This window comes from Aureimonas altamirensis, assembly GCF_001463885.1.
Lineage (GTDB): Bacteria > Pseudomonadota > Alphaproteobacteria > Rhizobiales > Rhizobiaceae > Aureimonas > Aureimonas altamirensis.
In genome coordinates this window covers 151,241-170,871 of record NZ_BBWQ01000005.1, presented here as the reverse complement: position 1 = coordinate 170,871, position 19,631 = coordinate 151,241, and the positions used below count along the sequence as shown (strand labels likewise).

At 62.4% G+C, this 19,631-nt stretch carries 17 protein-coding genes; 13 read left to right on the top strand and 4 right to left on the bottom strand.

The features are described from left to right. The first annotated feature begins 4 nt into the window (after positions 1 to 4). The 7 genes from AUL31_RS03655 (at position 5) to AUL31_RS03625 (ending at position 5,510) form a co-directional block, all read left to right on the top strand. The gene (locus AUL31_RS03655; RefSeq protein ID WP_060601453.1) at positions 5 to 859 is read left to right on the top strand and encodes a transporter substrate-binding domain-containing protein; all 855 of its coding nucleotides are present in this window, start codon (positions 5 to 7) and stop codon (positions 857 to 859) included. A gap of 59 nt (positions 860 to 918) precedes the next feature. Continuing rightward, positions 919 to 1,581: an amino acid ABC transporter permease gene (locus AUL31_RS03650; RefSeq protein WP_060601447.1), complete on the top strand. Its 663-nt coding sequence runs from the start codon at positions 919 to 921 to the stop codon at positions 1,579 to 1,581. Continuing rightward, the gene (locus AUL31_RS03645; protein ID WP_060601444.1) at positions 1,581 to 2,300 is read left to right on the top strand and encodes an amino acid ABC transporter permease; all 720 of its coding nucleotides are present in this window, start codon (positions 1,581 to 1,583) and stop codon (positions 2,298 to 2,300) included. The genes AUL31_RS03650 and AUL31_RS03645 overlap by 1 nt, the downstream gene beginning before the upstream one ends. After that, on the top strand, positions 2,297 to 3,115 hold the full coding sequence (locus AUL31_RS03640; RefSeq protein WP_060601442.1) for an amino acid ABC transporter ATP-binding protein: 819 nt from the start codon (positions 2,297 to 2,299) through the stop codon (positions 3,113 to 3,115). Before AUL31_RS03645 ends, AUL31_RS03640 begins: the two co-directional genes overlap by 4 nt. Continuing rightward, positions 3,112 to 4,086: an arginase family protein gene (locus AUL31_RS03635; RefSeq protein WP_060601438.1), complete on the top strand. Its 975-nt coding sequence runs from the start codon at positions 3,112 to 3,114 to the stop codon at positions 4,084 to 4,086. The genes AUL31_RS03640 and AUL31_RS03635 overlap by 4 nt, the downstream gene beginning before the upstream one ends. Further along, on the top strand, positions 4,083 to 4,697 hold the full coding sequence (locus AUL31_RS03630; protein WP_060601435.1) for a DUF1989 domain-containing protein: 615 nt from the start codon (positions 4,083 to 4,085) through the stop codon (positions 4,695 to 4,697). Before AUL31_RS03635 ends, AUL31_RS03630 begins: the two co-directional genes overlap by 4 nt. Before the next feature lie 294 nt (positions 4,698 to 4,991). Beyond that, a complete protein-coding gene (locus AUL31_RS03625; protein WP_060601432.1) occupies positions 4,992 to 5,510 on the top strand; it encodes a hypothetical protein in 519 nt (172 codons plus the stop codon). A 124-nt stretch (positions 5,511 to 5,634) separates the two neighbouring features. On the opposite strand, the gene AUL31_RS03620 is transcribed toward AUL31_RS03625, so the two are convergent. The 3 genes from AUL31_RS03620 to dinB form a co-directional block, all read right to left on the bottom strand. Beyond that, a complete protein-coding gene (locus AUL31_RS03620; RefSeq protein ID WP_060601429.1) occupies positions 5,635 to 9,336 on the bottom strand; it encodes an RNA-directed DNA polymerase in 3,702 nt (1,233 codons plus the stop codon). 612 nt (positions 9,337 to 9,948) lie between these two features. Continuing rightward, positions 9,949 to 10,299, bottom strand: a complete 351-nt coding sequence (locus AUL31_RS03615) for a hypothetical protein (RefSeq protein WP_060601426.1) — start codon at positions 10,297 to 10,299, stop codon at positions 9,949 to 9,951. Between the two features lie 85 nt (positions 10,300 to 10,384). Next, positions 10,385 to 11,515, bottom strand: coding sequence for a DNA polymerase IV (gene dinB / locus AUL31_RS03610; RefSeq protein ID WP_060601423.1), 1,131 nt, complete (start codon positions 11,513 to 11,515; stop codon positions 10,385 to 10,387). A gap of 213 nt (positions 11,516 to 11,728) precedes the next feature. On the opposite strand from dinB, the gene AUL31_RS03605 reads away from it, so the two are divergent. Together AUL31_RS03605 and AUL31_RS03600 are read left to right on the top strand one after the other, a co-directional pair. Then, positions 11,729 to 12,316 carry a hypothetical protein gene (locus AUL31_RS03605; protein ID WP_060601420.1) on the top strand — a complete coding sequence of 196 codons (588 nt, stop codon included), beginning with the start codon at positions 11,729 to 11,731 and terminating at the stop codon, positions 12,314 to 12,316. 159 nt (positions 12,317 to 12,475) lie between these two features. Further along, entirely contained in the window at positions 12,476 to 13,501 is a 1,026-nt protein-coding gene (locus AUL31_RS03600) for an acyltransferase family protein (RefSeq protein ID WP_060601416.1), read from the top strand. Positions 13,502 to 13,556: 55 nt separating this feature from the next. On the opposite strand, the gene AUL31_RS03595 is transcribed toward AUL31_RS03600, so the two are convergent. Next, the gene (locus tag AUL31_RS03595) at positions 13,557 to 14,381 is read right to left on the bottom strand and encodes a glutamine amidotransferase-related protein (protein WP_060601413.1); all 825 of its coding nucleotides are present in this window, start codon (positions 14,379 to 14,381) and stop codon (positions 13,557 to 13,559) included. Positions 14,382 to 14,613: 232 nt separating this feature from the next. Between AUL31_RS03595 and AUL31_RS03590 the strand changes: the two genes are divergently transcribed. From AUL31_RS03590 to AUL31_RS03575, 4 genes are read left to right on the top strand one after another with little or no spacing between them, the layout of a single operon-like run. Next, on the top strand, positions 14,614 to 15,612 hold the full coding sequence (locus AUL31_RS03590; protein WP_060601410.1) for an SDR family oxidoreductase: 999 nt from the start codon (positions 14,614 to 14,616) through the stop codon (positions 15,610 to 15,612). Next, complete coding sequence (locus tag AUL31_RS03585; protein WP_082646762.1) at positions 15,609 to 17,441, top strand: glycoside hydrolase family 15 protein; 1,833 nt, start codon at positions 15,609 to 15,611, stop codon at positions 17,439 to 17,441. The genes AUL31_RS03590 and AUL31_RS03585 overlap by 4 nt, the downstream gene beginning before the upstream one ends. Further along, the gene (locus AUL31_RS03580; RefSeq protein ID WP_060601406.1) at positions 17,438 to 18,061 is read left to right on the top strand and encodes a gluconate 2-dehydrogenase subunit 3 family protein; all 624 of its coding nucleotides are present in this window, start codon (positions 17,438 to 17,440) and stop codon (positions 18,059 to 18,061) included. The genes AUL31_RS03585 and AUL31_RS03580 overlap by 4 nt, the downstream gene beginning before the upstream one ends. After that, entirely contained in the window at positions 18,058 to 19,617 is a 1,560-nt protein-coding gene (locus tag AUL31_RS03575) for a GMC family oxidoreductase (RefSeq protein ID WP_060601403.1), read from the top strand. The genes AUL31_RS03580 and AUL31_RS03575 overlap by 4 nt, the downstream gene beginning before the upstream one ends. The last annotated feature ends 14 nt before the right edge of the window (positions 19,618 to 19,631 follow it).

Genomic DNA, 19,631 nt, shown 5'->3' with positions numbered 1-19,631 from the left:
GCGCATGAACATGACCAGACGCCAGCTCGGCCTGTTGATCGGTGCGACAGGACTCGTCCTCGCCTTCCCCATGGCCGGCTTTGCCGCCGGCGGCACGCTCGACAAGATCCGCGCCGCAGGCACGGTGACCGTCGGCACGGAGGCGGCCTTTCCGCCATTCGAATTTGTCGACGAAAGCGGCCAGATCGTCGGCTACGGCAAGGATATCCTCGACGTCGTCGTGCAGGAGCTCGGCGTCAAGCTGAACCAGCTCGACCTGCCGTGGCAGGGTATCCTGCCGGGCCTTCTGGCAGGCAATTTCGATTTCGTGGCCACCACCGTGTCCATCAACGAGGAGCGCGCCAAGAAATACGCCTACACGGCGCCCATCGCCAACGGCCAGCCTTACGTGCTGGTGCGCAAGGGCGAAGCCACCGAAACCGAAGACGGGCTGGCCGGAAAGATTGTCGGCACGCAGCTCGCATCCTCTGCCGAGCCCATCGCGCGGGCACTGGACGAGCGGCTGAAGGGCGCCGGCGAAGGCTTCGCGGAGCTGAAGCTGTATACGGCCTACACCGATTGCTACACGGCGCTTGCCTCCGGCGAAATCGATGCGGTGATCCAGTCCCTGCCCTCCATCGCCGTCCTGGTGAAAGAGCATCCCGATACGTTCGAGGTGGGCGCGCCTATCGAAACCGGCGTGCAATGGACCTACCAGGCGTGGGTGACCCGGCCCGAGGATGCGGACCTGCGCGATTTCATCTCGCAGGTCATCTACAAGATGCGCGACGACGGCCGCCTCTACGAGCTTCAGGACAAATGGTTCGGCTTCCGCATGGAAATCCCGGACGAAGGCTACCTGCCGCCCGACGCTCTCTGACATCGCGATACGTCGAGGCCCCGCCCTGGGGCCTCGCCTTTCGGCAAGGGTCGCCTTTCATGAATTTCAACATCGATCTGGTGTTCGCCGCCATGCCGCGCGTCGGCGAGGCGGCGCTGGTCAACCTGCGCATTGCGGCCATCGCCCTTGCGCTGGCGCTTGTGGGCGGCACCCTCCTGACCATCGTCCGATCGTTGAAGATCCGGCCCGTCAACATGGTCATTGCGGTGCTTCTGTCGTTCATCCGCGGCACGCCCATCCTGATCCAGATTTTCCTGGTCTATTACGGCCTGCCGGCTGCAACCGGCTTTCGCCTTGCGCCGGAGGTTGCGGGCATCGCCGCCATCGCGCTGAACTCCAGCTTCTTCATTTCCGAAATCATGCGCGGCTCGCTTCCCGAGATCGACTCCGGCCAGGTCGAGGCATCGACCGCGCTTGGCCTGTCGCGGCCGGTCATCTGGGCGCAGATCATCCTGCCGCAACTGCTTCGCCGCATCTCGCCGATGCTGGTCAACGAGGGCACCGTCATCGTCAAGGGAACGGCCCTTCTGGCCGTCATCACGGTGGTGGAGGCATTGCGCGTCGCCCAGCAGATCGGCGCCGCGCGGTTTCGCCCGTTCGAGCCCATCGTCGCGGCGGCGCTCATGTTCCTTGCCATCAACCTGACGCTCGCCTTCGTCGGCTGGCTTCTGGAACGCCGCTTCGCAAAGGAGCGCCGCTGATGGGCCTCGACCTTTCCATTCTCGTCGACAATCTGCCGCTGTTCGCTCAAGGCGCATGGCTGACGCTCAGAATAACGTTCATCGCCTTCCTTGCCGGCATGACCATCGGCACGCTGGCCGCCATCGCTGCCCTGTCATCCATCGCGCCGCTGCGCTGGCTGGTGGCCGCCTATGTGACGATCATGCGCGGCATACCCTTCATCGTGCTGGTGTTCCTGACGCAATATGGCCTGCCAGCGGCAGGCGTGCGGAGCCCGGCCTTGTTCAACGGCACGGTCGCCTTGTCGCTCTTCGCGGGGGCCTACTACACGGAGATCATCCGCGCCTGCGTTCTGTCGCTGCCGCGCGGCCAGTGGGAATCGGCACGCGCCATCGGCATGTCGCCCTTTGCCGCGGCGCGCAATATCGTGGTGCCGCAGGTGCTGGCGCCGATGGTGCCCCCGGTCGTCAACTGCACCATGACGATGATCAAGGAAAGCTCGGTCCTGTCGTCGATCACCGTGGCGGAGCTGACGTTCCAGGGCCTCGTCGTGCAGGGCAACACCTTCGCCCCGTTCGAAGTGTTCATCGCGGTGGCGATATTCTACTGGCTGATCACCGGCCTTTTCGGCTTTTTGGCCGGCCTTCTGGAGCGCCGCCTCAATGCCGGGCGCGGCAACCGCACCCTGTCGCCGCTCGTGGCGCGCTACCTTATCCTGGAAGGGAGGACGGCGCGATGACGGCCCCTGCCCTGCGCGCCACCAATCTGACGCGGCGCTTCGGCGATGTCGTGGCGCTGGACAGCGTCTATTTCGACATTCCGCGCGGACAGGTCGTCAGCCTTGTCGGCCCGTCCGGCTGCGGCAAATCCACCCTTCTGCGCACGCTTCTGTGGCTCGATCCGCCCGATGACGGCTTCGTGGAAGTGGGCGGCAGCTTTCTGGGCCGCGAGTTGAACCCGCAGGGCGTGGTGCGCCGACAGACCGCGCGCGAGATCGACCGCATACGCCCGCGCATCGGCATGGTTTACCAGCAGCTCAACCTCTGGCCGCATCTGAGCGCAATGGAAAACGTGGTGCGCCCGCAGATGGTGGTGGCCGGGCGCAACCGCGCCGAAGCGGAGGCAGAGGCCCGACGCCTGTTCGACAGGCTTCGCATCACGCCGCTTGCCGACCGTAAGCCCAGCGCCCTTTCCGGCGGGCAGAAGCAGCGCGTCGCCATAGCGCGGGCGCTGGCCATGGGGCCAGAGATCATGCTGTTCGACGAGCCGACCTCGGCGCTCGACCCCGAGCTTGTCGGCGAAGTTTTGCAGTTGCTGCGCGAATTCGCGCAAGCCGGCATGACCATGCTGGTCGTCACGCATGAGCTGGGCTTTGCGCGCGATATCGCATCGCGCCTTCTGTTCATGGATCGCGGCCGCATCATCGCCGACGGCGACCCGCGCACGATCATCCAGGCGCGCGACAATGAGCGCGTGGCCGACTTTTTCGACAAGGTTTGCGCCTTCCACCCCCAGTTCCGCCATACCCCCGCCTCTTCAGGAGCCGCATCATGAAAACCGTCAACCGGGCCTATACCGGCATACCCAGCTATCTGCGGTCGCGCATCGCGACCACGCCTGCCGATTACGCCGGTGCCGCGATCGGCATTCTCGGCATTCCCTTCGACGAGGGCTCGCCCTTTCTGCCGGGCTCGCGCATGGGGCCGCGCGCCATCCGCGAGCATTCGCTGCGGTTTCCCTATGGCGACCCGCTCTACGATCCCGATACGGGAGAGGAATATCTGGGCACCGAGCTGACAGGCGGGCTGATCGTCGATTGCGGCGATGTGGACATTCGCCCGGCCAATCCCGGCCGCACCTTCGAGCTGATCACCGCCCGCGTACGCGAGATGCTGGATGCCGGCCTGTTTCCGGTGATGCTGGGCGGCGATCATTCGATCACCTATCCGATCTTCGAGGCCTTCGACACGCCGATGCACGTCATACAGTTCGACGCGCACCAGGATTTTGCCGAGATCGACGAGGATCTCGACCGCACCAACAGCCATGCCTTCCGGCACATCACCGGCATGGATACCTGCCTGTCGCTGACCCAGATCGGCATTCGCGGGCTGCGCACCACACGCACGCATGTGGAAGAGCTGCGCGCCATGGGCAACCGGGTCGTCTGCATGAGCGAGACGCGCCGCCTTGGGGCCGAGGGCATCGCCGCGCTTCTTCCCGAAGGTTCGGATGTCTACGTGACCATCGACGTCGATGCGCTGGACATGTCGCTCGTGCCCGGCTGCGTCTCGGCAGAGCCGGACGGCCTCACCTTTCCGCAATTGATGGACAGCCTCAAGGCCATCGCGGCGCGGCATCGCATTCGCGGCTTCGACTTTGTGGAGGTTAACCCGCCGCTCGATGTCGGCACCGGGGCGACATCCTATCTGGGGGCGCTCGTCGTTACGGGCTTCCTCGGCTTCATCTGCAACCAGCCCTGGTGGGCCGAACAGCGCGACCGGGCCATGGCGGTGCCGGCATGACGAACACACCCGAACGGTTCACCGTACCGGCCGGCCACGGCCTGGCCATCCGCCTGTCGACGGGTGACGAGATCACCATCGTCAACGAAAGCGGCACGCAGGTGGTCGACACCTGGGCCTTCAGCGCCGAAGAGCCGGCGCATGCCATGTCGATGGAGCACAGCCGCGTCGAGAACAGCCGCCTCAGCGCCCTGCCCGGCGGCGTCTATGTCACCGACCGCCGCATTCCCATACTGGCGGTCGTCACCGACAAGTCGCCCGGTATCCACGACACGATCATGGCGGCCTGCGATGCGCAGCGTTATGTCAACCTTGGCTGCACGGAGCCGCATCGAAGCTGCGCCGACAATCTGCGGCAGGCCATGGATGCGGCAGGCTTCACGCTTGCGCGGGTGCCGCAGCCGCTGAACCTTTTCATGAACATTCCCATCGGCGCGGATTTCAGCCTGACGCAGGGCGCACCGGCCGGCGCGCCCGGAGATTTCGTGACGCTGCGCGCGCTGATGGATTGTGTGGTGGCATTGTCGTCGTGTCCGCAGGACATAACGCCCATCAATGGCGGTCGGCCGACGGATGTCCCCGTACTCGTGACACGGGCTGCAACCGATTGAGTTCGGACGCGCATCCCCTACGAGACTCTGCGGCATTATCTTAGAGGTTTGAGTGCCGAATGGCACAACGCTGTCATCACATCCGGCTCTTATTTGCCGGATGTGACACGCGGGCGCCGCTTCTGCATGCTGAGGTTACAACCTACACCTGCTGATGCCTAACTCGGGACGCAATGGCTGCTTCGCGTCGCCATTTTCGGCCGTTCACCATTCCATTTCCGGAAGCTAAAAGCGGAGACTCCCCCTGCACGGGCAAGTCGGCAATATCGGCGGAAAACGACGGGAAACCTAATCTTGGTTGCTTATGGCCACAAGAACTTCGAGCTGAATGCATCAATTGCCATCCGGGATGTTTACCGACTGTTTTTGGTGTTCAGCGGAGACCAGCAGCTTTTTGAACTGGCGCCCGCGGCGGATGATCCACTCAGACTGATGCGCGACGATCATTTCGCCGACGAGATTATTCATTTGTTGGTTGGCACAGCGGTCGCCAATCGCGTTCAAGCAGAACATATGAGCCTGCTGCGAAACGATCCCGCAGAGTCGATGCACCAGCCTATTACCTTGCGGTGCGGCTCGCTCCAGCCAGACATCCTGAATGGCGGCCAAGAGATCCCGCTGACTTTTGATCAGGCATGCAACAAGATAATCCATGCAATGCATATTGTGCCAGATTGCGGAAACCCGGCTGAAAATCCGCTGACCAGCGAGGTGAAACTCCGAGGCCGCCTCGGGAAGTCAGCGTGGTCCGCGTACCTCAACATCCCCCAGTATGTGCGAGCATCGATCCTAAACTTTCGAGACCGCACGTGATCGGATAACGGCCATGCAGGTCGAGGGCGTTCTTCGAAAGGTAAGGGCGGTCGGCCATCGGTATAACTGAGCCGTAGGTGATGCAGTTAGGGTCATCCGAGAGGCCATTTAGGTCAATCAAGTATTAGGGTACGTCTATTCCGGCAGGCGGATATTTCCAAGTGCCCTTAATCTTGACGGGCGATGCAGATACTACCTTTGTTGCCTGGTTCAAGCGATCCTTCATTGCCGGGATGTCCTCGATCTCGAAAAATGAAATTGAGGCCTGTGGCTGCCCGTGGCTATGGAAAACTTGTTTGAAATGGGTTTCCTTGAACGGCACATGCGCGCTGCTGCCGCCGAAGCTGCCGTTGTTCGCTACGATCACCATTTGGTACATGTGGTAATGCAACGCCGCGACCATCTGGTCGAAAGTACCGATATCCTGATTTAGGGCCGGGATGGCGAATACGTCCGATCGGTCCCTGAGGTCCGACGCGAGCCTAAGATCGGTCGCATCGTAGCAGACGGCAGAGGTAAGCCAAAGCGGATCGGCAGCTGGATTCACGGCCCAGTTGTAGCCGACCAGCCACTGGACCGGTCGAAAGCCGCGGATCAGCTTTTTGTCTTCCCAGTCCTTTTCCATCCTCGCGAGATGATGCTTTCCCTGGCGTCTCGTCTTGACCTGCAGGCCACGGCCAGCAACCAGCTGCGGCAGTATCCACAGCGCGGAATTGACCGGCGCCTTGCCCGGCTCCACCACCTCATAGGCGAGGCCAGCCAGGATAATAGTCTTGTAGTCTCGGGCGAACCGGATCAGGTGGGTCTTGATGTCTTTTGGGTGGACGGCGAGCTCCGGAAGGATCAGCCAGTCCAGTCGCTTTTCATGCTTATGGTGTGTCGCCCGCAGATCCAGCATCTTTTTGACCGCCGCTAATGCCGTGGAAAGATGATTGCGATGCTTCTTCCTGATCGCGGGCGCGGAAAGCGTTAGATCCGTCTCTGTAATTTCGTGCGGCTCGGGCGTGATGGTCTGTATGACGCAACCGCGCAGCGGACGATCTCCATGTGGATGTGTCAGCAGCGGCGCCAGTATAGGTAACATCAATGTGCCGGTGGCGTCCCCTACCTGCAGCTTGGCCGTTCTCAGCTTGTCACGCATGAATAGTAAAAGTTGACGGTGGTTGTATTTTAACCACTCACCGTCTTCGATCCTGCAGCCGGGCCATGCCAGCATCGAATAAAGCAGATCCTCCGTCGTCTGAGAGATTGCCAGCCAGTCGTCACCGAAACCTTCATGCCCATTATGGAGGCCATAGGAACGTTGGAACCAGTGGCTCCTGACCTGACGATAGATCGTTCTGGTCTCTCGCCAGGACGTTGTGCGGACTTCCGTGAAATCAAGGTTCCCGGTCAGGATAAACCTGGCGAGGTAACCCATCTGGAATTTCCAGCGAAGGCTCGCTTCACACCAGCTAGGCGGTTGATAAAGCACCTGCAGGAAGCCTTCGGCCTCGTTGGCCTCCGTAGCGATCCGAAGCTCCATTACCTCCGGATGTCGGGGGTCGTCCGATACCCTCATCTCGATGATAGACGGCGGGATGATCTCGGGCAGATCCTCCTTCAGCATCATCGCCGCGAATGCGTGCATAAAACTGAGGACGCCGATCTCGTTACGAAGGTCGATCCTGTCCAAGCGTCGGGACGAAAGCGAGTGTACTAGGGGTACCCAACCATCCGACGGAGATCCTTCCGGTGCTTCCAAAATCCAGGCCGGGCGGAGTTCCGCCGCGAATGCCGGGTCGCGCATGGCGATACTCTCTAAAATACCCCTGTCAATGCTACCGACCAGCAATTGGCGCGCATCGTTTTCGTCGAGCACTGAGCGCCGTGCCATCACCGCGAGAATAGCAAAATCATCGTAGCTCGATGGCTCCCGATCCCGGTTCAGGAACGAGAGAAATTCCAGATAAAGCTGCGTTTCCGGCATCCGAAGCCGATCGTCGAACTGGGTCGCTATTCGGGACCGGGTCACCGCCAACATCAGCAGGGCCTGCTGCCGGAGGTACCAGGGGGTCGTTGGGGTGGCGGTCGAAACCACCAGGATGGCCTCGTCCGCCAGTATTGCCCGGTATTCGTTGACGTCGACAGCACTCGGGAGGTACTCGTCATCCTCGACGAAGCCAGTTTCCGTCGCGCCGGCCTTGAAGAGTTCCGAAAGGCAATACAAGGCAACGAGCCGCGGCTGGCCTTGCGTACGTTTAAGGTAGGGGCGCAGCAGTTCTAGAACCTGCTTCAGGACGTGCGGGGACGGCCATATATCCAGCCCGATCCTGAGAAGGCGCACATTCGATGGATCGTCCATCCATTGTTGGACAAGCGCGAATGCGAAGTTGCGCGCTTCGTCGTCAAGCTCCGAACGGGTCATGCCTTCGCGGCGGAAGGCCGTCTCGTCCGCGAGCGTATCTGCGTCGGTTTCTGCGGCCTGGCTGTTTTCCAGAAGCGGTCGGAGAGACCTGAAAGTGCTCCTGAAGCGCGCGGCCGAAAATCTGGCGACCGTGGTGTCGCGCACGTCGGGAACCGGCAGCAATCGCTCTTTGGCGGTTTTCCGGCTTTGGGTATAGTGCTCCTGAGCTCGAACGAGGCTTTGCACAGCGTCGATGATTTCCTCACCTCCGGCAGCATCGAACCCCCCGGAGATAGCGCTCTGAATCCTGGCCATCTTTCGACCCTGGCGAAGCAGTGGCCGATTGCCCTCTCGAAATTCAACCGCCTCGGTCTTCTCGGGGGATACCAGCAGGCCAGGAGAAGTTTCGGTCAGGACATCCTGAAGCCAGGAAAAAGTCGCGTCCTTGATCTCTTTAAGGGAGATTTCTCTTGGGACAGTCAGAACCAGCCGGACATCATCGACATAACGCGACGTGTCGCGAAGCGTGGCGCCGGCGAAGATCGGTGTCTTCCTGCAAGCTGCCAATTGCCGATCGAAGTTTAGGAGAGCAAGGTTTGCGAAGAAGCCCGCGGGAACGAGACCTTGAGGAAGACAGATTTTTCTGAAGCCCGGAATTTTGATGCCCTTTTCGGCATATTCGTCGACTTCTCCCAGATCCTGCTTGTGCCACCGCCAACTCAGTACCTGTGCCGCGAGCGAATAGAAGTCTGGGTCGTCTTCTCCACGCCTTATGCCATCCAGCTGCTCGATGAGCATCGCCGGACGGACCCGATCGTAGAATTGCTTTAGGTCTGAGGTGACAATAACAACTCGGCGCCCCTCGGCGTCCAGCGCCCGGGCAATCTCCTCCGGTCGACCGATAAAGCTGCGATAGTCGATCGAGAAAGACCGGTAGAGCTTGGACGAACCCCAACGGTGATGTAGCCCGCCGACCCCGTCTGGATCGCAGAAGAGCCGGTTGCCGTAGGATATGACGGCGCTCCAGGCTTTTTCCTTGTCTTCAGACGGGCGGGGGTCACCTTGCAGCGTCTCTACTCGATCCGCCAGGCAGAGCATAAGGGAGGTGGCCGCGACCTGGTCACGCAGACTGACGTGGGCCAATGGCCGGAGGTTCACCTCCCGGGGATCATCAGGCTTCCAGATGCCATCCTTGGCCACATACCACTTCTGGCTTTTGGGTGCCGGTACAAGGCGAAGGGGCTGGGGAGTCCATGTCCCGGTCCGCAGCTCGTCGCCGATAGATCTCAGGAACTTCGGCAGGTTCGCGGTGGCGTAGTCCAGCTCGAGCGTATCCGAGAACCAGTTGTGGTACCTGATCCACGCCGAAGCCTTCTTCCAGGCCTGGATCAGGACGTACTCTTGCGAGACATCCTCAAGTGTCGGTTTTAGGCGCTCCATGCATTCCCCTCGGCGCCTAACCGCTTAGTGGGCAGGCGAAATCTTCGAGCAGATAGTGCGGAGGATTATGGTCGATCGCAATCACGAATCTGGATTCCGGCTCATGCTCCTGGTGACAATTGGCGCAGGGTGAAAAACCTAGCTAGGCAGCTTTATATAGTTGCTGTCTGGAGGCGGTAAGACTATGTCGCTATGACGCGGTTACGGCAGGTTTCTGCTCTTAACGAAGCGTTGGCACAATGGCATGGCGGATGACTGCCTCGGTTTCGCAAAAAAGCAAAAGCGGACAGTCCGGAGTTGGTCCCAAAACGGCTGTCAGCCCGTGCGTGAGCAAGTTCCGCAGCCAGTGAGCTTTTTCATAAGCTTTCCCATCGGTGTGGATCTAGCCGGACGCAGGGCGCACCGGCCGGTGAACCCAAGGATTTCGTGACGCTACGCGCGCTGATGGATTATGTCGTCGCCCAATGGCGGTCGGCCGACTGATGTCCCCTACTGGTCACATGGGCCGTGGCAGGTTGAGTTCGGACGCAGGAACTTAGGTCAAACAGATTGCACCTCAGGCTGTGTAGTCGATGCGAAGGCGGTCGATGAAAACCGCTTGGGCTGCCTTGTTCAACCCTTGCCCTCCGGCGGCGCGTCGAGCGCTTTGAACCAGGCGGCATAGGGTGTCGTGCGCACAAGATGCCGGTTCAGGTCCGGCGCGCCATCCTCCCACCAGACCGGCCCGCGTTCGCCCAGCCCCGTTTTGGCTTGGTGAACCTCGGCGCGAGCGGCCTTTTCCGCTTGCCTGTCACCGGTCGCCAAGGCGGACCGAACCGCCCGGCGGGCGCTCATCAGTTGATGCACCAGCCGGCTGCGTTCGTCTTCGGGCAGATGCGGGTTCGCACGGCGCCAGAGCCGCCCGCGTACGACGATGTAGCGGCCATCCGGCGTCGTCGTCGGTTCTGCGGTCCGTTTCACCATATCGACGACCGGCCGGCGGCCGCCTTACCCAAAGCGTTCACAGGCTCGGGCCCACGGCTCGCCATTGGATAACGGCCAAAACCACTCATTCGGGTACCATGGCCAACAGGTCGAGTTGCGGCGGCGCGGCGGCTTCGCCTCCATCGGTCAGGCTTGAGAGGGAAACGCCGAGAAGCCGGATACCCTTCGCGCTGGGTGGCCGTTCCTCCAGCATGCGCAGGGCGAGGCTGTGGAACGCATCGCTGTCCTGCAACGGAACGGCCAGCGTGCTGCGACGGGTGATCTGATGAAAATCGGCATATTTAATCTTCAACGTCATCGTGCGCCCCCGAATCTGGCGCGCGGCACAAGCTGCCCAGACTTTTTCCGCGATAGGTGCCAGCGCCTCGCGCAGCTCTTCCTGCGTGTAGAGATCGCGCGAGAAGGTGCTTTCCGCGCCGATAGATTTGCGGATCCGGTTTGCGCGCACGGGCCGATGGTCGATGCCGCGTGCGATATTGTAATAATAGGGCCCGCTCTTGCCGAAATGGCGGACCAACTCCGCCTCCGAGCGTTCGCGCAGGTCCAGGCCGGTACGAATTCCCAACCGTTCCATGCGTGCGGCGGTGGCGGGCCCTACCCCGTGAAACCGGCCGACCGGCAAGGCAGCGACGTAGCCTGCGCCCTGCGAAGGGCGGATGACGAAAAGCCCGTCGGGCTTGCGCTGGTCGGAAGCGAGTTTGGCGAGAAACTTGTTGTAGGAAACGCCGGCCGAGGCCGTCAGCCCCGTAACCTCCCGGATGCGCCGACGAATGATTTCGGCAACGGCGGTTGCCGTCTGGTCTTCCGCAAGGCTGTCCGTGACATCCAGATAGGCTTCGTCGAGTGACAGCGGCTCTATCAATTCCGTCTGCTCGGCGAAAATGGCCCTGATCTGCATGGATACGGCCTTGTAGACCTCGAACCTCGGCTTGACGAAAACCAGATCCGGGCAACGCCGCCGTGCAGTCACCGAAGGCATGGCCGAACGGACGCCGTAGACGCGTGCTTCGTAACTTGCGGCAGCCACGACCCCGCGCTCGCGAGAGCCACCCACCGCTACGGGCCTACCCCGAAGGGACGGGTCGTCCCGCTGCTCGACGGACGCGAAGAACGCATCCATGTCGATGTGAATGATCTTGCGTTCAGACGGCGCGCTTTGTTGCTCCGGTACGGTATCCGAGACTGTCTCCACCATCCCGTTTCCGAGGTCCATCGCACTTTATTCCCAACCCTGGATGCCGCATGCCACAGCCACGTCAGCGCTCGACCAATTAGAACATAAAGCGAACGAACGGCGCAATCCCCGGAACTGAACTTAAGTGTGCGTCCTTGGAAAATCCCTTCGCCCAATGGGCAACCGAACCGTCCGGGCGACGTTGCCGACAATGGACACCAAGCGGATACCGATATGACGGTGACAGACTGCGCCATGACCGTTGCAATCGTCGGAAACGCGCCCGACATGGCCGATCTCTCGTCGGAAATCGATGCTTGCAACATGGTCGTACGATTCAACAATGCTCCCGGCCTTGGTCGGTGGGCCGGCCAGCGGGTGACCCATCTTGCGCTTGTGAATCGAGGCGGCCAGCCCCAGGAGTGGGTCAAGGACAACGGTTTCGACAGTATGACCGCGCTTCGCAGTGCGAGCGAAGTCATCTTCCCGTTCCCTCTCCTGCAGGACGGGCCATCCGGTCTGTGCTGGACGCAGGAAATGACACTGGCCCTGGCGCCCTTCGACCTGCGGCCGCGGACGTTGGATGAGGACATTCACGATGCTGCTCGTGAAGCGCTGCGTGCGTTCGGCGCCATCGATCCGATATGTCCCAGCACCGGCTATCTCGTCGCCTTCGATCTGCTACGGCGCCATCCGGATTGGACGATTGCCATCTATGGTTTCGGTTTTACAGGATGGCCGCTGCATCCCTGGTCGGCGGAACGCTCCTGGTTCCAGGAGCAGCACCGCAGGGGCGCGCTGGAGCTAAAACCCCTTCGATAGCCCATTGCGCTTAACTCTTCAGCGTAGCGGCAACGCCGGGTGTGCAGGTCGGAGACCGCCCGCGCGAAGCGGCATATTGCACTGCGGCAGGTTTCTGTCACAATCATAAGTCAATGGTGCATTCTTATCCAGCCGCTGCGGTTCGGACGGAGGAAATCCATGGCTCATCATGCCGAACGCATCGATTGGCTCGATGTCGCGAAGGGCGGTTCGATACTGCTGGTGGTTCTGTATCATTCCACCATGTACCTGCGGCTTGAAGATCAGGCATCCTATGCCTTCGTTCAGCTCAACACGCTGATGGAGCCGGTACGAATGCCGCTGTTTTTCTGCATTTCGGGCTTTCTGGCGGCTGGCATGTTTCGGCGGAGCTGGGGCGATCTCTTTCGGCGCCGCATTCTGCTTTTCGCGTATCTCTTCGCGCTCTGGACGCTGATCCGCTTCTACTTCTATCGCTACGCCATCGATAACACGCTGACACCGCAGGAGGGCGATCTCCACGCCGACCTGCTGACGGCCTGGCTTGTTCCCAGCTCCGGCCTTTGGTTCATCTGGGCACTGGCCCTTTACGCGATTGTCGCCAAGGCACTGCGCCCCTGGGCCATGCCGGCCCTGGCCGGGGCTACGGCCATCTCGGTTGCAACCTTTGCAGGCTTTCTGCCGCTTACCAGTTTCGCCCATCACAATGTGCTGGCCTACGCGCCGTTCTTTCTTGCCGGGGCCTGGTTCGGGGCGCCAGCTGTGGAATGGCTGGGCCAGAGGCCGTTGCCGGTGCTGCTGATCGGAGGCGGTCTCTTTACGGCGTTGCTCGCGGCATTGCCGGCGCTGGATGGCATGGCCTTCGGCATAGGCCGCACGGCTTTGTCGGCGGTGGCCTTGGCTACGGCCAGCGCAGTTGCGGTCTACGCCGCACGGCTTGCGCCGGTGCGGGAGACGCTTGGCTATTTCGGTCGCAACTCGTTGCCGATTTATGTCGGGCATACGCCCGTCGTCTCGCTTCTCGCGGCCGGTCTGGCGGCCTATGCCATCCATGTGCCGCTGCTGCGCTACTGGGGTGTTCCGTTTACGATGGTGGTGGCCATAGCGGTCGCCATGGCGATCTACGTTACCGCCAGACGCGTGGGCCTGGACTGGCTGTATCGCGTGCCGAACGTCGTGGTGCAGCACCTTCCACGCCGCGCGTGATGCCGGCGGGCATGGAACGGGCACATGCGGTGAATTGCCAAACGTCGCGCGCGAGCTAGGCCGTCTTCACCCGCGACAGAAAGTTACGGAGCTCCGTCGTTCGCCGTGTTGCGATCGTGACTTCCTCGTCGATCCCGATCTGCCAGGCCGTGTCCGGTCCACCGCCTTCGTCCAGATCCTCGAGCGCGGCAGCATAGTCATTTACCGATTGTTCGCTGCGGCTCATCCCTGCCTCGACCAGGTCTTGCGCCTGACGACGCAGGGCACCGGCAATTTCGGTGATCGTCAGTTCCGGATGGTACTGGACGCCCCAGAAGACACCATTGCCGAAGCGGATTTCGGCGGCCTCTATCGGCGTGCTTCGCGTCTGCGCCAGAACCGTTCCACCGGGGCCAAGAGCCTCGACAATGCCGGAGTGCATTGCAGGGGCATCCCATACGATCGGGCGTCCGTGCAACATGGGGTGGGTACGTCCCGCTTCGGTCGCGGTGATCCCCCGGGCGAAGCCGGCCTCCATGGCCTGCCGCCGGGGGCGGCATGTTCCGCCGGAAGCGACGGCGGCGATCTGCAGACCTGCGCAAGATCCGAAGGCCGGTACGCCGGCGTCGAAGAGAGCGGTCGCAAAGCGGGCTGCTGCGCGTGTTTCCGTCGACTCCTTATGCATGGCTATGGGCGATCCCGCATAAAGAACGCCGTCGATGATGCTCAGGTCAGGCAAGTCCGAACCGTCGATGCAGGAGCAATTGTGAATGCTGACGCCGGGCTCCAGCTCCCGGAGCGTCGCTGCGTATGTTTCATGGGAGGCAGCGCCCGAGGACTTGCGACGATCCTCCTGCTGCTCGGCGGTTTCGCTGGCGACGATGAGAAGAGTAAGAGCCACGGTGTTCCAATTGCATCTATGTTCAGGTCTCGGTGACGCGGAACATGCGGCGGTCGGCGTGGTTCCCTTCCCCATATCGCGAGCTGGCTAATTGGTCGCACCTGCAACGCACAATTTCACAGAAACGTCTTCGGGCTTTCCACGTTGTGCAACGCAAGGCAATCACCGCTCCTCCTACCTGGCGCATCGGTAATCGTCTTCACCGACTTGCGCATTCCAGGAGAGACAGAGAATGAAAGTAGCGGTTGTCACCGGTGCGAGCGCCGGGATCGGGCTTGCGATTGCCGAACGCTTTGCGAAATCCGGCTGGCAGGTCGCTATTCTCGCCCGTGGTGCCGCCCGCTTGGACGAGGCGAAACGACAGTTCGAACGCCATGGCGGCGGTGTTCTAACAATAGAGGCCGACGTTGCGGACCCAGCCGCAGTCAGCGCCGCAGCCGACCGTGTGATCGCCGAGTTCGGGCGGATCGACGCGTGGGTCAACAATGCGATGACTACGGTCGTCGCGCCCGCTCATGAGATCACCCCCGAGGAATACCAGCAGGTTGCGGCATCCACCTACCTTTCGCAGGTCTACGGCACGCTTGCTGCGCTGCGCCAGATGCGCCGTCAGGGAAAAGGCGCGATCATTCAGGTCTCGTCCGGCCTTGCCATACGGGCAGCGCCCCTGCAGGCCGCCTACTGCGCGGCAAAGGCCGCCGTCGGCGGATTCACGGACTCGCTGCGGAGCGAACTGATCGCCGAAAAGTCGCCGATTACCCTGTCTGTCGTTTACCTGCCGGGGGTGAACACACCGCAACCAACCTGGGCGCGCAATCGCACCGGCCATGAACAGGTCATCCCGGACCCCTTGTTCGATCCGCGCCTGTGTGCCGAGGCCGTCTACTCTTCCGTCCGCAATCCGCAGCGCGAGATCTGGGTTGGGCGGTCGACGATGATGATGGCGCTCGGCCAGGCATTGGCGCCGGGCATCGCGGACCGAAAGGCGGCGAGCATGATGCAGGCGCAGCAAGGCGATGCGATGCCGCCCCGCGACGGCAACCTCGCAGCGCCAGCGGAAGGGCTGGCCCGCATCGATGGGCCGAGGACGCGAGATGTCGTCGGCTCTCGCTCCGAGTACATAACGAGCCGTGATGTGCGCCTGCTCAAGGTGGCTGCTGCCGGCGGCCTGCTGCTCGCAGGCGCGGCATTGAGGGCCCTGACACGTGGCACCCTGGGGAAGCGTGGATGACCTTTTTCGAGCGCGTTGCCACCTTGCTTCCCGGAAACCTCAGAGACCGTCGCCGCGGAGAACGCACGGATGGGTATTTGGCGCTGGAGGATTATGGAGCCATCGGCGAAGGGCGTTCGGTTGCGCTGTCCGGGGCCGATGGCTCGATAGACTGGTGGTGCGTTCCGAACATGGATTCACCCCCGCTCTTCGACCGCTTGCTCGACGGCGAGAATGGCGGCCGGTTCGTGATCTGCCCGGACGAGCCGTTCGAGGTCGAGCAGCGCTATCGCGAGGCCAGCAACGTCTTCGAGACCGTGTTCACCACGGCCAGGGGCAAAGCGGTCATGACGGAGTCGCTGAACAGCGGCACGGCGGGACGCCTGCCCTGGGGCGAACTCGCACGCCGTGTCGAATGCGTCAGCGGTTCCCTCACCTTCGATGTTCTGATGCGGCCGGGCCGTCGCGGCGACACGGTAAATCCCTATCATTCGACCATCGGCAAGCAGACCGTGTTCAATGTCGGGACGGTACTGGGGTTGTTCCTGCATTCGCCGGAGCTCGAAATGGATTGGTCCGACGAATGCGTGTCCGGCCGCTTCGAAATGCACGAGGGTGAGAAGCGCACGCTGGCCATCGTCGTCTGCAGCGACGGTCCGCTTGTCGTTCCATCGATCGAGGAGATCGACGAGCGGATCGACATTTCCGACAATGAGTGGCGGGTCTGGGCCGACCGGGTCGCCTATGACGGGGAAAACCGCCATGCTTTCCTGCGCAGCGCGCTAGCCTTGAAACTGCTTTTGTTTTCGCCCTCGGGCGCCATCGCCGCTGCCCCGACAACCTCGCTTCCCGAAAAGATCGGCGGCCCGAAGAACTACGATTACCGCTACGCCTGGGTGCGTGACGCCGGCTACACCATCAAGGCGTTCCTTGCCGCCGGTGCGGAAGCCGAGGCGAAGGCGGCGTTCTCGTGGCTGCTCGACCAGATCGAAGAGCACGGCACGCAGGTCTGCTACGCGCTCGACGGCGGTCCCGTCTCCGGCGTCCATGAATGGGCAATGCCCGGTTATCAGGGCTCCAAGCCGGTCGTCACCGGAAACGTCGCCGCCAAGCAGCGCCAGCACGGAGTCTATGGCGATATTTTCGAGACGGCGTCACGCTTCGTGGAGCGCGGCAACATACTCGATAACCGCAGTGCCGCGACGCTTTCCGGCCTGGCCGACGAGTGCGCCGATCTGTGGCGCACCCCGGACAGCGGCATCTGGGAGCTGGAAGACATCCAGCACTACACGATGTCGAAGATAAGCTGCTGGCAGGCACTTGCCCGCGCGGTGGAGCTGGCCGATGCCGGGCAGCTTCCCACGACATGTCGCGAGCGCTGGACCCGCGAACGCGACCGGATCGCCGCCTGGATCGAAGAGCATTGCTGGTCCGAGAAGGCCGGCGCCTTCACCATGTACCCCGGCACGACGCGCCTGGATGCTTCATTGGCGCTTGCCGTGCGCTTCGGCTTCGACGGCCGCGACCGCCTTCGCGCGACGCTCGAAGCCATCGACCGGGAACTCGGCAAAGGGCCGTTCCACTACCGCTACTCCGGCGCGGAGAAAGAGGAAGGCTGCTTCCTCGCCTGCTCATACTGGATGGTGGAGGCCTGGGCGATCCTCGGGCAGGCCGGGGAAGCGCGCCAAAGGCTGACCGGACTGGACCGTGCGCTGGAGCATGGCGCCGGAGTGCTTTCCGAAATGATCGACCCGGCGACCGGCGCCTACCTCGGCAACATGCCGCAAGGCCTCAGCCACCTCGCACATATCATGGCGATGTCGACGCTTTGTGGCGAGGAGGCAGAATGAGCGGGCCGTTGTCGGAAAACCATCGCAGCCTGACCGACCACGTGCAGATGCGCCATGATGACGAAAACCGCGTCTCGCCGCGTCTTGCTGCAATCCTTGCAGATCGTGCGCAGCCGGACCTGGCCGACGAGGCCCCCAAATGCCTGACAGGGTCGCAGTACCGCACCCTGCGTGCGGTTCTGGCGCAAGTGGTTCCGCATGACATACCGGGCCTCGATCTTGCAAAGCGCATAGATATGAACCTCCATTCGCGGGCTGGTAACGGGTGGCGCACCGAGCGCCTGCCGGACGACGCAAAGGCCTATGCCCTGGCGCTCGATACGCTCGATGCCGCAAGCCGGCGGGATGGCGCATCGGGCTTCGCGGGTCTGCCGACGGCCGCGCAGCAGCGTATGCTGACCACCATCGCGGAAGGGACATTCGTTCGCCCCGCGGCCACCGGTCTGGACGCCGCGCAGATGTCGGACTGGTTCGAGGATCTGCGTTCGGATGCCGTGAGGCTTTATGTAGCGCATCCCCAGGCCATCGCCTCGATCGGTTACGAGGGGCAGGCAAACGGTGCGCATGGCGGCGCAGCCTTCGAAGGCTGGACCGATGCCGAGATCGAGGGCACGCGATGAACCTTGATCGTATGGTGCGCTACCGGGACGAAGACATGGTCGATGCCGTGGTGATCGGCACCGGAGCGGGCGGCGCGCCTCTTCTTTCCCGACTCGCGCGGGCGGGATTGAAGGTGGTGGCCCTCGAAGCCGGTGCCAATCGCCATCCGGAAAGCGAGTTCGTTGCCGACGAGACTGCCTCGGCAGACCTTTACTGGATGCGCGAGCGGATCAGCGGCGGTGCGACGCCCGAGGCATTCGGCGCCAACAACAGCGGCATCGGCGTTGGTGGCTCGACGTTGCACTGGGGCGCCTTCGTGCCACGGGTCGACCGCCGCGATCTTCGCCTGCAGACAGAGACCGGCAAGGGCGTGGACTGGCCGCTCGGCTATGATGAGCTCGTTCCCTACTATGAGGATGTCGAGCGCTTTATCGGCGTTTCCGGGCCGGCAAGCTATCCCTGGGATGAAAGCCGACGCTACCCGCACCCTCCGGTGGCACGCAACGCACCGGCGCGCGCGATGGCGCATGCCTGTACGGCCCTTGGCGTTCGCCATGCCGATGCGCCCGCCGCGCTGGTCTCCCGACGCGTCGAGCAGGAAGGGCACGGAATACGCCATGCCTGCGTGGGATGCGGTTACTGTCACCAGGGCTGCCGCAACGGCTCGAAGTCGTCTATGGACGTGACCTACCTGCCCCTGGCCGTTGCACACGGGGCCGAGATCCGTGCGGAGTGCATGGCGCATGGCTTCGAGAGGGACGCTCAAGGCAACATCAGCGCCGTCGTCTATACGAAAGACGGTCGCAACCGGCGGCAGCGCTGCGCTGCCGTCTTTCTCTGCGCCGGCGCCATCGAGACGCCCCGGCTGCTGCTGCACACGGGCCTTGCCAATTCCAGCGGGCAGGTTGGACGCAATTACACCGCCCATGTCGCGACCCAGGTCTGGGGAACCTTCGAACCCGAGATGCACATGCATCGTGGCTATCCGTCGTCGATGATGACCGAAGAGATGGTGCGCCCCGAAAAGGCTCAGTTCGCCGGCGGCTATCTTGTTCAGAGCCTTGGCGTCGTCCTGCAGACCTTTGCGGACCAGGTTGCGCGCGGCCGCGGACTGTGGGGGCGCGAGCTGATAGAGTATCTCCATCGCTACAACCATCTTGCCGGCATCGGCATCAACGGCGAATGCCTGCCAAGCGACGACAACCGCCTGACGCTCTCGGACGAGCGGGACGAAAACGGGATGGCCAAGCCGCTTATCCGCTTCTCCTATGGCGAAAACGAAAAGGCGTTGAAGGCCCACGCAGTCGCGTTCATGCGCTCGCTCTGGGAGGCCGCGGGCGCAACGGACATCTGGGTACTCGAGCGCACCGCGCACACGATCGGAACATGCCGCATGGGCCTGAGCGGTGATGACGCCGTGGTCGACCGGTTCGGACGCACTTTCGACATCGGCAATCTCTGGATCGCCGACAACTCCGTGTTTCCAACCTCGCTTGCGGCCAACCCGGCCTTGACCATCATGGCCCTCAGCCTGCGTACCGCCGACGCCTTCCTCCGCTCCGATGGCCGCGCCTGAGGCAGCCGGAGGGG